We start from the raw sequence: 13,025 nt of genomic DNA, 5'->3' as shown, positions 1-13,025 counted from the left end.
ACTCCGACTTTATCAGAAGTTCTGAGTCGGAATTTCCACCCGGTCCGGGGACACAGGTGTCCAGCACGTGAAGTACTGGGGTTCCCGATCGGGCGGAGTCGTAAACGTACTGGAGCGGAGCGCCCCGATGCAAATCGAGGGCTCCGCTCCAGGTTCGCGGCCACGAGGGGCCGTACGACCGGGTGTTGGGCCGGTCAGACCTCCACGACGACCGGGAGGATCATCGGCCTGCGCCGATAGGTGTCCGAGACCCACTTGCCCAGGGTCCGGCGGATCAGTTGCTGCAACTGGTGCGGTTCCACGACGCCGTCCTGGGCCGACCGCTCCAGCACTTCGGTGATCTTCGGGACGACGTCCGCGAAGGCCGAGTCCTCGATGCCGGAACCGCGGGCGTGGACGTGCGGGCCGCCCGTGATCTTGCCGGTGGAGGAGTCCACCACCACGAAGACCGAGATGATGCCCTCGTCGCCGAGGATCTTGCGGTCCTTCAGGGCCGGCTCGCCGACATCGCCGACCGAGAGGCCGTCGACGTACACATAGCCGGCCTGGACCTTGCCGGAGATCTTCGCCTTGCCCTCGACGAGGTCGACCACCACGCCGTCCTCGGCGATGACGATGCGGTCGTGCGGAACGCCCGTGAGGGCGCCGAGTTCGGCGTTGGCCCGCAGGTGGCGCCATTCGCCGTGCACCGGCATCAGGTTCTTCGGGCGGCAGATGTTGTAGAAGTACAGTAGCTCGCCCGCGGACGCGTGGCCGGAAACATGCACCTTGGCATTGCCCTTGTGGACGACGTTCGCGCCCCATCGGGTCAGGCCGTTGATGACGCGGTAGACCGCGTTCTCGTTTCCGGGGATGAGGGACGAGGCCAGGATGACCGTGTCGCCGTCGACGATGCGGATCTGGTGGTCGCGGTTGGCCATGCGGGACAGGGCCGCCATCGGCTCGCCCTGAGAGCCCGTACAGACCAGGACCACCTCGCTGTCCGGCAGGTCGTCGAGCGTCTTGACGTCCACCACCAGGCCCGGCGGGACCTTGAGGTAGCCCAGGTCCCGGGCGATGCCCATGTTGCGGACCATCGAGCGGCCGACGAACGCGACCCGGCGGCCGTACTCGTGCGCCGCGTCCAGGATCTGCTGGATGCGGTGGACGTGGCTGGCGAAGCTCGCCACGATGATCCGCTTGCGGGCACTGGCGAAGACCTGGCGCAGGACGTTGGAGATGTCCCGCTCGTGCGGGGTGAAGCCGGGGACCTCGGCGTTCGTGGAGTCGCTGAGGAGGAGGTCGATGCCTTCCTCGCTCAGCCGTGCGAACGCGTGCAGGTCCGTCAGCCGGTTGTCCAGCGGCAGCTGGTCCATCTTGAAGTCGCCCGTGTGGACCACCATGCCGGCGGGCGTGCGGATGGCCACGGCCAGGGCGTCGGGGATGGAGTGGTTGACGGCGACGAACTCGCAGTCGAAGGGGCCGATGCGCTCGCGGTTCCCCTCGGCCACTTCGAGGGTGTAGGGCCGGATGCGGTGCTCCTGGAGCTTCGCCTCGATCAGGGCGAGGGTCAGCTTGGAGCCGATCAGCGGGATGTCCGGCTTCTCGCGGAGCAGGAAGGGGACGCCGCCGATGTGGTCCTCATGGCCGTGGGTCAGGACGATGCCCTCGATGTCGTCGAGGCGGTCCCGGACGGACGAGAAGTCCGGCAGGATCAGGTCGATTCCGGGCTGCTCCTCCTCGGGGAACAGCACTCCGCAGTCGACGATCAGTAGGCGGCCGCCGTACTCGAAGACCGTCATGTTTCGGCCGATCTCGCCGAGACCGCCGAGCGGGGTGACCCTCAGGCCGCCTTCGGGGAGCGGCGGGGGCGGGCCCAGTTCAGGATGCGGATGACTCAAAAGACTCTCCTCACCACACGCGCCACGTACCGGTGGGGCACGTGGCGCGCATGACGTTCGTGCAGAAGCAGTTGTCGTTGTGGGGTGCAGGCACCGGTGTCCTGCCTATTCAGTTGTGAAGTCTGGTGTTAGAGCTGTACCCCGCCGGCGGCAAGATCGATCTTGAGCTGGGCGATCTCCTCGGGCGTGCACTCGACCATGGGCGCGCGCAGCGGCCCGGCGGGCAGACCCTGGAGGGCGAGCGCGGCCTTCGTCGTCATGACGCCCTGGGTGCGGAACATGCCCGTGTAGACGGGGAGCAGCTTCTGGTGGATCTCGGTGGCCTTCTGGACGTCGCCGGAGGTGAAGGCCTCGACCAGGGCCCGCAGGTCCGGCGTGACCAGGTGGCCGACGACCGAGACGAAGCCGACCGCGCCCACGGAGAGCAGCGGCAGGTTGAGCATGTCGTCGCCGGAGTACCAGGCCAGTCCCGACTGGGCGATGGCCCAGCCGGCGCGGCCGAGGTCGCCCTTGGCGTCCTTGTTGGCGACGATTCTCGGGTGCTCGGCGAGGCGGACGAGCGTCTCCGTGTTGATGGGGACGCCGCTGCGGCCCGGGATGTCGTACAGCATGACCGGCAGTCCGGCGGCGTCGGCGACGGCCGTGAAGTGCCGGTACAGGCCCTCCTGCGGGGGCTTGTTGTAGTACGGCGTGACGACCAGGAGGCCGTGTGCGCCCACCCGCTCGGCGTCGCGCGCCAGCTCGATGCTGTGGTGGGTGTCGTTGGTTCCGACGCCGGCCACGATGTGGGCCCGGTCGCCGACGGCTTCCAGTACGGCCCGTACGAGGTCCGATTTCTCCGCGTCGCTGGTGGTGGGCGACTCGCCGGTGGTGCCGTTGATGATCAGGCCGTCGTTGCCTGCGTCCACCAGGTGGGTGGCGAGCCGCTGCGCGCCGTCGAGGTCAAGTGCGCCGTCCGCCGTGAAGGGCGTGACCATGGCGGTGAGGACCCGCCCGAAGGGGGTCTGCGGAGTGGAGGTCGGAGCCATGGGTAACACGCTACTCGCTGCTCAATGCGTGGTCTGCCCTTGGGGTGCCGGGAAAGTCAGGACAAATATGGAGCCCGGCACTGCCTGCTCGGGGGTTCAAGCAGTGCCGGGTCCGTTTGATCAGGCTAGATGAACTTCCACAAATGCCGCAATACGGACACTTCACGAGGCTGACCCGTACATGCGTGCCCGACCGCGAAACCGGTGCGCATTACGGGGCGACGCGGCCGTTGGCGTTGAAGGCGGCGTACGTCAGCGGCATGAGCTCGGCCCACGCGGCCTCCATCTTCTCGCCCACCATCTCGATCTCCCGCTGCGGGAAGGACGGCACCTTGGCGAGCTCGTGCTGGGTGCGCAGGCCGAGGAAGTGCATCAGCGAGCGGGCGTTGCAGGTGGCGTACATCGAGGAGAACAGGCCCACCGGGAGGACCGCACGGGCCACCTCGCGGGCGACGCCGGCGGCGAGCATCTCCTGGTACGCCTCGTACGCGTGGACGTACGAGTCCTCCATGACGCGGCCGACCAGCTCCTGCTGGGCCTGGGTGCCCTCGACGAAGACGTACTTGCCCGGGCGGCCCTCCTGGACCAGCTTGCGGGACTCGTCCGGGACGTAGAAGACCGGCTGGAGCTCGCGGTAGCGGCCGCTCTCCTCGTTGTACGACCAGCCCACGCGGTGCCGCATGAACTCGCGGAAGACGAAGATCGGGGCGCTGATGAAGAACGTCATCGAGTTGTGCTCGAAGGGGCTGCCGTGCCGGTCCCGCATCAGGTAGTTGATCAGGCCCTTGGAACGCTCCGGGTCCTTGTTCAGCTCGTCCAGCGACTGCTCGCCGACGGTCGAGACGCGGGCGGCGAACAGCACGTCGGCGTCCGACGCGGTGTGCTTGACCAGCTCGACGGTGACGTCGCTGCGGAAGCTCGGCTTGAGGTCGTCGGCGGGGGTGTCGGTCACGGCTCGGAGGGTCCTTCCATCACTTCTCTCGGGCGGCGCCCACTCTACGGCGCGGCTCTGACATCAGGGCGTTCGGTACCGGGACCCGACAGATTCGTCGAACTTCGGAAAACTTCTGTGAATTCGGGGCAAGCGGGCACCTTTTGTGACTCTCGCTCGTCTGTAGTGGTGACACCCACCCACTCGTTCGACCCCCGAAGGGAGACGCGCCCCGATGTTCCGTCGGCGCGAGCCCGTTCCGTTCGCCTTCGTCTCCGAAGCCGACAGGTTCCGCAGCAATGTCACTCCCCCACCCCGTCAGCGGTCGTCCGTCGGACAGATCGCCGGCCGCTGGCTGCTGGGGCTCACCATCGTCGCCGGGCTCGTGGGCTCCCTGGTCCTCGGGATGCCGGCCCTGTCCACGCCCTCCGCGACGCAGACCCAGCAGTCACAGGCGTCCCAGGGGCACTGACCCTTCCGGACCCCCATGGGTGGTGAGCGCGGACCCGGCCGGATAGCCTCACCGGGCACAGCCCATGCATGGAATGAGTGAGGACCAGCCGTGCCCCTGCCCTTCCTGACGGCCGACCGCACGTTCGAAGCAACCGACGACACGGCCCTGCCGCACGACGACCGTTCGCGCTGGCGCCGCCCCTACCGGCCCGGTCCCTGGCGAGTGGGCGGGGCCGCGCTGTGCCTGCTGCTCGCCTCGTTCGTGCTGTTCGCGGCGGTGCTGATCGCCCTGACCGGCTCGCCGTCTTCCGCCGGCGTCGTCTTCGGGCTCGCGCTGGCCGTGATCGCCAGTGCGCTGCGGCTGCTGCGCATGGGCGTGTGGGTGAGCACTCGCGGGCTGCGTCAGGTGAGCTTCCTCGTCACGCGTACGGTCACCTGGAACCGGGTGACCGCGGTGCGCACGGTGCAGCAGCCGGTGCGCTGGGTGGGGCTGCCGCGCACGGTGCAGGGGCAGGCGCTGATCGTCGCGCGCAAGGACCGCGCGGCCCAGGAGACCCCGCCGCTGATGACCACGCACGGTCTCGACTTCGTGGGGCGCGCCTCGGCCTTCGACCGGGCCTCGGACGCCGTGGAGGCGTGGGCGGCGGAGTGCGCGCGGCGCTGACGCCGCAGACGAACGGGAAGGGGCCGGTCCGCGGCGATGCGGGCCGGCCCCCTTCGTCGTCACTCCGGAGGCCTTCCGCACGGGCGTGCGCGGCCTTCACGCGGGCAGGTGTGCCGCTCTCTCGCGCACGCGTGCGTGCGGCCTACTCATAGGCCCGCGTGCGGCCCTTCCCTCGGGCATACGGCCGGGCGTGCGGCCGGTCGTGCGGCTCAGGCCTGGACGGGCTTGCCGTCGTGCAGGGCGATCGCCCGCTGCATCGCCTTGCGGGCGCGCGGGGTGTCGCGGGCGTCGTGGTAGGCGACGGCGAGGCGGAACCAGCTGCGCCAGTCGTCCGGGGACGCCTCCGTCTCGGCCTTGCGCTTGGCGAAGACCTCGTCGGCCGAGTCGCGGTCGATACGGCCGCCGGGGGTCCGCTTCAGCTCGTCGACGGGCAGTGCGCCCTCGGCGTCGAGTTCGGCGGCCAGCGCGTTGGCCCTGCGGACGAACTGGGTGTTCTTCCACAGGAACCACAGGCCGATGACCGGCAGGATCAGCACCGCCACGCCGAAGGTGACGGTCAGGAGCGTGCCGGACTGGATGAGCATGACGCCGCGGCTGCCGACCAGGACGAAGTAGAAGAGCAGGACGGCGGCCGTGACGGCGTAGGAGAGCTTCGCGCGCATGTCTGGGGTTTCCCGGGTCAGCCGAGGTCCAGGAAGTGCTCCAGGCCGAAGGTCAGGCCCGGGGTCGACACCACGCGTCGCACGCCGAGCAGGATGCCCGGCATGAAGCTGCTGTGGTGCAGGGAGTCGTGACGGATGGTGAGGGTCTCGCCCTCGCCGCCGAGCAGCACCTCCTGGTGGGCGAGCAGCCCGCGCAGGCGTACGGCGTGCACCGGGACCCCGTCGACGTCGGCGCCGCGGGCTCCCTCCAGGGCGGTGACGGTGGCGTCCGGCGCCGGCGCGCTGCCGGCGGCGCGGCGGGCCTCGGCGATGAGCTGGGCGGTGCGCGTGGCGGTCCCGGAGGGGGCGTCGACCTTGTTCGGGTGGTGCAGCTCGACGACCTCGACCGACTCGAAGTACGGCGCAGCGATCTGCGCGAACTTCATGGTGAGGACGGCGCCGATGGAGAAGTTCGGCGCGATGAGCACGCCGGTTTCCGGGGACTGGGCGAGCCAGCCCGTCAGCTGCGCGAGGCGCTCCTCGGTCCAGCCGGTCGTCCCGACGACGGCGTGGATGCCGTGGCGCACGCAGAAGTCGAGGTTGCCCATGACCGAGGCGGGCGTGGTCAGTTCGACCGCGACCTGGGCCCCGGCGTCCGCCAGCGTCTCCAGCTTGTCGCCCCGGCCGAGGGCAGCGACCAGTTCCAGGTCCTCGGCGGCCTGGACGGCCCGTACCGCCTCGGAACCGATCCGGCCCTGGGCACCGAGGACCGCCACGCGCAGCTTGCTCATCTGTTGCTTCCTTACCGGAGGGGTTTAGGCGACGGCGTCGTGCAGCCGCGAGGCCTGCTTGTCCTTGAGCGGGCCGATGACCGACAGCGACGGGCGCTGTCCCAGGATGTCGCGAGCGACGGACCGGACCTCGTCCGGGGTCACCGCGGCTATCCGGGCCAGCATGTCGTCGACGGACATCTGCTCGCCCCAGCACAGCTCGCTCTTGCCGATACGGTTCATCAGCGCGCCCGTGTCCTCAAGACCCAGGACCGTGGAGCCCTGCAGCTGCCCTATGGCGCGGCCGATCTCGTCGTCGGACAGACCGTCCCCGGCGACGTGGTCGAGCTCGTCGCGGCAGATCTTCAGCACGTCGTGCACCTGGCTGGGGCGGCAGCCCGCGTACACGCCGAACAGGCCGCAGTCGGCGAAGCCGGAGGTGTACGAGTACACGCTGTAGGCCAAGCCGCGCTTCTCGCGGACCTCCTGGAACAGGCGGGAGGACATGCCGCCGCCGAGGGCCGTGTTCAGCACGCCGAGCGCCCAGCGGCGGTCGTCCGTGCGGGCGAGGCCGGGCATGCCGAGGACGACGTGGGCCTGCTCCGTCTTGCGGCCCAGCAGCTCGACGCGGCCCGCGGTGCGGATGGTGCGCCGGCCGTCGCGCGGGGCGATGGGCGAGGCGTCCGCGCTCTTGAAGGCGCCCGCCTTCTCGAAGGCCGCGCGGACCTGTCGTACGACCTTGTTGTGGTCGATGTTGCCGGCGCAGGCGACCACGAGGTGCGTCGGGTCGTAGTGCTTCTTGTAGAAGCGGCGGATGCGGTCGGCCGTGAGGGCGTTGACCGTGTCGACGGTGCCGAGGACCGGGCGGCCGAGGGCGTTGTCGCCGAACATGGTGTGCGCGAACAGGTCGTGCACGCAGTCGCCCGGGTCGTCCTCGGTCATCGCGATCTCTTCGAGGATCGCGCCGCGCTCGACGTTGACGTCCTCTTCGAGGATCAGCGAGCCGGTCAGCATGTCGCAGACGACGTCGATGGCGAGCGGCAGGTCGGTGTCGAGCACGCGCGCGTAGTAGCACGTGTACTCCTTCGCCGTGAACGCGTTCATCTCGCCGCCGACCGCGTCGATGGCGGAGGAGATGTCCAGGGCGGACCTGCGGGTGGTCCCCTTGAAGAGCAGGTGCTCCAGGTAGTGCGTGGCGCCGTTCAGGGCGGGCGTCTCGTCGCGGGAGCCGACGTGCGCCCAGATCCCGAAGGTCGCCGAGCGCACGGAGGGCAGCGTCTCGGTGACGATGCGCAGACCACCCGGGAGGGTGGTCTTGCGGACCGTACCGATGCCGCCGGTGCCCTTGACGAGGGTTTGGGTACGGGCGACGGCCCGCGCCTCCGGAGAGGTGCGGGCCGTCGCCTTGGAGCTACGGGACGTCACTGTTCGGCGTCGTCCTTCGTGTCCTCGGAGCCTTCCTCGCCCTCGATCACGGGGATCAGGGAGAGCTTGCCGCGGGAGTCGATCTCGGCGATCTCGACCTGGACCTTCTGGCCCACACCGAGGACGTCCTCGACGTTCTCCACGCGCTTGCCGCCGGCCAGCTTGCGGATCTGCGAGATGTGCAGCAGACCGTCCTTGCCGGGCATCAGGGAGACGAACGCGCCGAAGGTGGTCGTCTTCACGACCGTGCCCAGGTAGCGCTCTCCGACCTCGGGCATCGTCGGGTTGGCGATGCTGTTGATCGTGGCACGGGCGGCCTCGGCGGCCGGGCCGTCGGAGGCGCCGATGTAGATGGTGCCGTCGTCCTCGATCGTGATCTCGGCGCCGGTGTCCTCCTGGATCTGGTTGATCATCTTGCCCTTGGGGCCGATGACCTCACCGATCTTGTCGACCGGGATCTTGACCGTGATGATCCGCGGAGCGTTCGGAGACATCTCGTCCGGACGGTCGATGGCCTCCATCATCACGTCCAGGATGTGCAGGCGGGCGTCACGGGCCTGCTTGAGGGCCGCGGCCAGGACGGAGGCCGGGATGCCGTCCAGCTTGGTGTCGAGCTGGAGGGCGGTCACGAACTCCTTGGTGCCGGCGACCTTGAAGTCCATGTCGCCGAAGGCGTCCTCCGCACCGAGGATGTCGGTGAGGGCGACGTAGTGCGTCTCGCCGTTGATCTCCTGGGAGATCAGGCCCATGGCGATACCGGCGACCGGGGCCTTCAGGGGCACACCGGCGTTCAGCAGCGACATGGTGGAGGCGCAGACCGAGCCCATGGACGTCGAACCGTTGGAACCGAGGGCCTCGGACACCTGACGGATCGCGTAGGGGAACTCCTCGCGCGTCGGCAGCACCGGCACGATGGCGCGCTCGGCGAGGGCGCCGTGGCCGATCTCGCGGCGCTTCGGGGAGCCGACGCGGCCGGTCTCGCCGACGGAGTACGGCGGGAAGTTGTAGTTGTGCATGTAGCGCTTGCGGGTCACCGGGGAAAGGGTGTCCAGCTGCTGCTCCATGCGGAGCATGTTGAGGGTGGTGACGCCCAGGATCTGGGTCTCGCCACGCTCGAACAGGGCCGAACCGTGAACCCGCGGGATGGCCTCGACCTCGGCGGCGAGCGTACGGATGTCCGTCACGCCACGGCCGTCGATGCGCTTCTTCTCGTTGATCACGCGCTCGCGGACCAGCTGCTTGGTGAGCGAGCGGTACGCGGCGGAGATCTCCTTCTCGCGGCCCTCGAACTCCGGCAGGAGCTTCTCGGCAGCGAGCGCCTTGACGCGGTCCAGCTCGGCCTCGCGGTCCTGCTTGCCCGCGATGGTCAGCGCGGAGGTGAGCTCCGGGCGGACGGCGGCGGACAGCGCCTCCAGGATGTCGTCCTGGTAGTCGAGGAAGACCGGGAACTCGCCGGTCGGCTTGGCGGCCTTCGACGCGAGGTCGGCCTGGGCCTTGCAGAGGACCTTGATGAAGGGCTTCGCGGCGTCCAGACCGGCGGCGACGACCTCCTCGGTCGGCGCCTCGGCGCCGCCCTCGACCAGCTGGATGGTCTTGTCGGTGGCCTCGGCCTCGACCATCATGATCGCGACGTCGCCGTCCTCCAGGACGCGGCCGGCGACCACCATGTCGAAGACGGCGTCCTCGAGCTCGGTGTGCGTCGGGAAGGCGACCCACTGGCCGCGGATCAGCGCGACGCGGACGCCGCCGATCGGGCCGGAGAAGGGCAGGCCGGCCAGCTGCGTGGACGCGGACGCGGCGTTGATCGCCACGACGTCGTACAGGTGGTCGGGGTTGAGGGCCATGATCGTCGCGACGACCTGGATCTCGTTGCGCAGGCCCTTCTTGAAGGACGGGCGCAGCGGGCGGTCGATGAGGCGGCAGGTGAGGACGGCGTCCTCGGAGGGCCGGCCCTCACGGCGGAAGAAGCTGCCGGGGATCTTGCCGGCGGCGTACATCCGCTCCTCGACGTCCACCGTGAGCGGGAAGAAGTCGAGCTGGTCCTTGGGGTTCTTGGAGGCGGTGGTGGCCGACAGCACCATGGTGTCGTCGTCCAGGTACGCCACGGCGGAACCGGCGGCCTGCTTGGCCAGGCGGCCCGTCTCGAAGCGGATGGTACGGGTGCCGAAGGCGCCATTGTCGATGACGGCCTCGGCGTAGTGGGTCTCGTTCTCCACTAGCGTTTTCTCCTCGTCTTCGTCCCGTCGCTGCCCGTGTGGCAGGGGGACGGTTGCGGAGAAGCGCGCCGGGCTGTGCGGGCCGGTCTTCGATCGAAGCACCCGGGGCTCGCTTCCCCCCGGGGGCCACTACCGAGGACCGGCGGCGGCGAGGTGCACTTCTCCTGTTCGTTGTCGTGCTGTGTCGTGCGTAATGCGTTGTGCTACCACACTACAAAGCGTGAGTGACACTCCGCACGTTTCCGCACGTACGGCAAAGGGAGCGGCCCCCGATGATCTCGGGAACCGCTCCCTTCACGGCGTGTTACTTGGCGCCCGCCGCACCGCGGCGGATGCCCAGGCGGTCGACCAGCGTACGGAAGCGCTGGATGTCCTTCTTGGCCAGGTACTGCAGCAGCCGGCGGCGCTGACCGACCAGGATCAGCAAACCACGGCGGGAGTGGTGGTCGTGCTTGTGGACCTTGAGGTGCTCCGTCAGGTCGGAGATCCGACGCGACAGCATGGCGACCTGGACCTCGGGGGAGCCGGTGTCGCCCTCCTTGGTACCGAACTCGGTGATGATCTGCTTCTTCGTAGCGGCGTCGAGCGACACGCGTACTCCTCGTAGTCTCTGGGTCGCCACCGAGTGCCCCCGGTCTTTGTCTCGGGGGAGCTTCCGTTACTCGGGAGGCGGGGATCCGCTGAGCGCGGCCTCCAGGGGGTGAGCCCCGGGGGTGCGTACACGAACGGCCGTCACTCAGGGTACCAGTGCGGACAGGGGGCTCCGTCCCCGGCACCGAGCGGCCGGCATACCAGGTGTGGCGTGACGGCGTGCGCTCAACCGTGAAGGACGGGCGGGAGCGTTTCGTGGGCCACTAGTGTGACCCGGTACAGCGTTCGTACGTCGGGAAGGGGTCGCTGCGGCATGGCGGAGACGGCTGAGGAGATCAAGGCGCGCAAGGAGCGCGAGCGGGACGAGCTGTACGCCCTCGACATCTCCGGCGTCGAATGGCACTGCGCGCCGGGTACGGAGGAGCACGAGGAGCGGGTCGAGATCGCGTACCTCCCCGAGGGGGCCGTGGCCATGCGCTCGTCCCTCGACCCCGGCACCGTGCTGCGCTACACCGAAGCCGAGTGGCGGGCCTTCGTCCTGGGGGCGCGGGACGGGGAGTTCGATCTGGAGCCCGCTCCGCCGCACGGCAGCCCAGCCTCCGAGTAACCCCCGGCACCGCGGGGCGCTGCCGGCACCCGGCCCGACGGGGCGGTACGCGCGCGTGCCGCCCTGTTCCGGGTTTTCTGCCCCGCGCGGCTCAGTGCTTCAGTCCCGCGCTGCCCACTCCGATCACGGACAGCACCGAGTCCGTCGGGTACTTGTCGTCCCGGACCAGCTCGCGGCGCGCGAAGAAGACGTGCCCCTTCTCGACCACCATCTCCGTCCGCTCCGGGTCGCTGAGTTCGTACTCGTCGTCCTCCGGGAGCTGGAAGAGGAGGTACGGGGTCTCCTTGTCGGTGCGCGGGTTCCAGCTCACGACGGCGGCCGGGTCGACGGAGCTGCCACTGCGCCGGTAGACGAGGAGTTCGTCGCCGCTCATGCGCAGCGGTACGACCATCTGGGACTCCCGGCCGTCGAACTTCCCCGCCGATTTGCCCTTCTTCAGGTCGAACGCCACGATCCAGTCCGAGGGCTGGTCGTTGGCGATGTTCTCCTTGCTCATGACGAAGGCCTGTGTGCGGCCCACGACCAGGCCGTCGCAGTTGTCGACCACACCGAAGAACGGCGAGAAGTAGTACCGCCGGCCGCACTTGGGGTCGTAGCCGTCCATCGAGATCGTGGCGCGGCGCTTCCCGGAGGCGGGGTCGAGGGTGATCAGGTCGGTCACCTTGCTGTCGCCCGCCTCGACGGCGAGGACCGGTGGGTCGGAGGAGGGCAGGTAGACGCCCTCGACACCGCGGGCGAGCCGGTACGTCCACTGTGTCTTGCCGGTGCGGGTGTTCAGCTTCTCCACCCGGTAGGTGGCGTTGGTGGACTCGCCGCAGGCCACCAGGACGAGCAGCGCGCGGCCGCCGGCGAACCCCTTGTCCTCGCACTGGGACAGGGTCGTGCTGTTCCACAGCCGTCGGCCGCTCTTCATGTCGTACGCCACCGAGCCCCGGCCCCAGGCGACGGCCACGACGCCCTCGGTCAGGGTGAGGTTGGTGTTGGAGACGTAGGCGAAGTCGGCGGCGGGCATCTTCTTCTGCCAGAGCTTCTCGCCGGTGTCGACGTCGAAGAACACCACCTCGTCGCAGACGCCCTCCTTGGCGGAGCCCTTGGCGCGCGCGGGCTGGACGACCACGGCGGTACGGCCGTCGGCGGTGACGTCCCTGCTGGTGGCGCAGATGTGGCCGTCGAGCTTGAGGGTCCACGCCGTCTCGTCGTACTTGGGCTCGATCTTGTAGCCCTCGATACGGTTGGCGACGCCCCGCGCGAGGATCTTGCCGGTGGCCCAGGTGCCGGGCGCGTAACGCGGCTTCGCCTCCGTGTTCTTGGAGAGCTTCTCCTCGTCGTGCTCGACGACGATCCACCCCTCGGGCGAGACGGGGGGCCGCTCAACGGTCGTGCGTATCTCGTCCGGGGCCTGGACGGCCGCCGGTGCCGCCTTGTGCGTGGTTCTGCCGTCCTGGAGATACCACACCGACCCGGCGACCAGGCCGAGGACGACGGCCACCGCGGCGGTCGTCACGCCCAGTACGCGTGTGCGGCGTCTCGTCCGTGTCTTGTCCGCCGCCAGCGCGGACTCGGTGCAGACGGACGGTGGCGGGCCGAAACTCACGCTGACGGATCCTTTCGGTGACGGTGACGTGGATCGAGCGCGGGGAGAAACCTGTGCCCTCGCCGGTTCAGGCCGCGCGTGCACGCCTCTTCGCGAACGTGCAGATGTTGTGTGCGTCCCGTCATGCCGCCATGCGTGTCCGACTCTCCCCGTAACCACAGGCGGGGAGGTGCGCTCCCGCCTGCGATGTCGGACCGGCCACCTACTATGCATGGTGTCGGGGGA

General features: G+C 69.3%; 12 protein-coding genes. 3 read left to right on the top strand and 9 right to left on the bottom strand.

Annotated elements, in window-relative coordinates:
• Window positions 1-194 precede the first annotated feature (194 nt).
• The 3 genes from IPZ69_RS34710 to thyX form a co-directional block, all read right to left on the bottom strand.
• On the bottom strand, window positions 195-1,880 hold the full coding sequence (locus IPZ69_RS34710) for a ribonuclease J (protein ID WP_235458663.1): 1,686 nt from the start codon (window positions 1,878-1,880) through the stop codon (window positions 195-197).
• A gap of 128 nt (window positions 1,881-2,008) precedes the next feature.
• Window positions 2,009-2,908, bottom strand: coding sequence for a 4-hydroxy-tetrahydrodipicolinate synthase (gene dapA, locus IPZ69_RS34705; protein ID WP_235458662.1), 900 nt, complete (start codon window positions 2,906-2,908; stop codon window positions 2,009-2,011).
• Between the two features lie 211 nt (window positions 2,909-3,119).
• Window positions 3,120-3,860: an FAD-dependent thymidylate synthase gene (gene thyX / locus IPZ69_RS34700; RefSeq protein WP_235458661.1), complete on the bottom strand. Its 741-nt coding sequence runs from the start codon at window positions 3,858-3,860 to the stop codon at window positions 3,120-3,122.
• A gap of 214 nt (window positions 3,861-4,074) precedes the next feature.
• Here thyX and IPZ69_RS34695 point away from each other — a divergent pair, with 214 nt between their 5' ends.
• Together IPZ69_RS34695 and IPZ69_RS34690 are read left to right on the top strand one after the other, a co-directional pair.
• Window positions 4,075-4,311, top strand: coding sequence for a hypothetical protein (locus tag IPZ69_RS34695; protein WP_235458660.1), 237 nt, complete (start codon window positions 4,075-4,077; stop codon window positions 4,309-4,311).
• Window positions 4,312-4,401: 90 nt separating this feature from the next.
• Window positions 4,402-4,956, top strand: a complete 555-nt coding sequence (locus IPZ69_RS34690; RefSeq protein ID WP_235458659.1) for a hypothetical protein — start codon at window positions 4,402-4,404, stop codon at window positions 4,954-4,956.
• 209 nt (window positions 4,957-5,165) lie between these two features.
• On the opposite strand, the gene IPZ69_RS34685 is transcribed toward IPZ69_RS34690, so the two are convergent.
• The 5 genes from IPZ69_RS34685 to rpsO all read right to left on the bottom strand — a co-directional run bounded on the left by IPZ69_RS34685 (window position 5,166) and on the right by rpsO (window position 10,600).
• Window positions 5,166-5,618, bottom strand: a complete 453-nt coding sequence (locus IPZ69_RS34685; RefSeq protein WP_235458658.1) for a hypothetical protein — start codon at window positions 5,616-5,618, stop codon at window positions 5,166-5,168.
• A gap of 17 nt (window positions 5,619-5,635) precedes the next feature.
• Entirely contained in the window at window positions 5,636-6,388 is a 753-nt protein-coding gene (gene dapB / locus IPZ69_RS34680; protein WP_235458657.1) for a 4-hydroxy-tetrahydrodipicolinate reductase, read from the bottom strand.
• Window positions 6,389-6,412: 24 nt separating this feature from the next.
• Window positions 6,413-7,792, bottom strand: a complete 1,380-nt coding sequence (locus IPZ69_RS34675) for a M16 family metallopeptidase (protein WP_235458656.1) — start codon at window positions 7,790-7,792, stop codon at window positions 6,413-6,415.
• The gene (locus IPZ69_RS34670) at window positions 7,789-10,008 is read right to left on the bottom strand and encodes a polyribonucleotide nucleotidyltransferase (RefSeq protein ID WP_235458655.1); all 2,220 of its coding nucleotides are present in this window, start codon (window positions 10,006-10,008) and stop codon (window positions 7,789-7,791) included. The genes IPZ69_RS34675 and IPZ69_RS34670 overlap by 4 nt, the downstream gene beginning before the upstream one ends.
• Window positions 10,009-10,312: 304 nt before the next feature.
• Window positions 10,313-10,600 (bottom strand): 30S ribosomal protein S15, encoded by a 288-nt coding sequence (rpsO, locus tag IPZ69_RS34665; protein WP_235458654.1) that lies wholly within the window; start codon window positions 10,598-10,600, stop codon window positions 10,313-10,315.
• Window positions 10,601-10,912: 312 nt separating this feature from the next.
• Between rpsO and IPZ69_RS34660 the strand changes: the two genes are divergently transcribed.
• Window positions 10,913-11,206, top strand: a complete 294-nt coding sequence (locus IPZ69_RS34660) for a DUF397 domain-containing protein (protein WP_235458653.1) — start codon at window positions 10,913-10,915, stop codon at window positions 11,204-11,206.
• A gap of 91 nt (window positions 11,207-11,297) precedes the next feature.
• On the opposite strand, the gene IPZ69_RS34655 is transcribed toward IPZ69_RS34660, so the two are convergent.
• The gene (locus tag IPZ69_RS34655) at window positions 11,298-12,800 is read right to left on the bottom strand and encodes an outer membrane protein assembly factor BamB family protein (protein WP_235458652.1); all 1,503 of its coding nucleotides are present in this window, start codon (window positions 12,798-12,800) and stop codon (window positions 11,298-11,300) included.
• Window positions 12,801-13,025: the final 225 nt, after the last annotated feature.

The sequence above is a fragment of the Streptomyces olivochromogenes genome (genome assembly GCF_021538895.1).
Taxonomy (GTDB): domain Bacteria; phylum Actinomycetota; class Actinomycetes; order Streptomycetales; family Streptomycetaceae; genus Streptomyces; species Streptomyces olivochromogenes_A.
Note: the sequence above shows the minus strand (reverse complement) of the source record. Positions and strands in the feature narration are given on the sequence as shown.

Coding starts and splice junctions, on each gene's coding strand:
- dapB (WP_235458657.1), bottom strand. CDS start 6,388: ATGAGCAAGCTGCGCGTGGCGGTCCTCGGTGCCCAGGGCCGGATCGGT.
- IPZ69_RS34695 (WP_235458660.1), top strand. CDS start 4,075: ATGTTCCGTCGGCGCGAGCCCGTTCCGTTCGCCTTCGTCTCCGAAGCC.
- dapA (WP_235458662.1), bottom strand. CDS start 2,908: ATGGCTCCGACCTCCACTCCGCAGACCCCCTTCGGGCGGGTCCTCACC.
- IPZ69_RS34685 (WP_235458658.1), bottom strand. CDS start 5,618: ATGCGCGCGAAGCTCTCCTACGCCGTCACGGCCGCCGTCCTGCTCTTC.
- IPZ69_RS34660 (WP_235458653.1), top strand. CDS start 10,913: ATGGCGGAGACGGCTGAGGAGATCAAGGCGCGCAAGGAGCGCGAGCGG.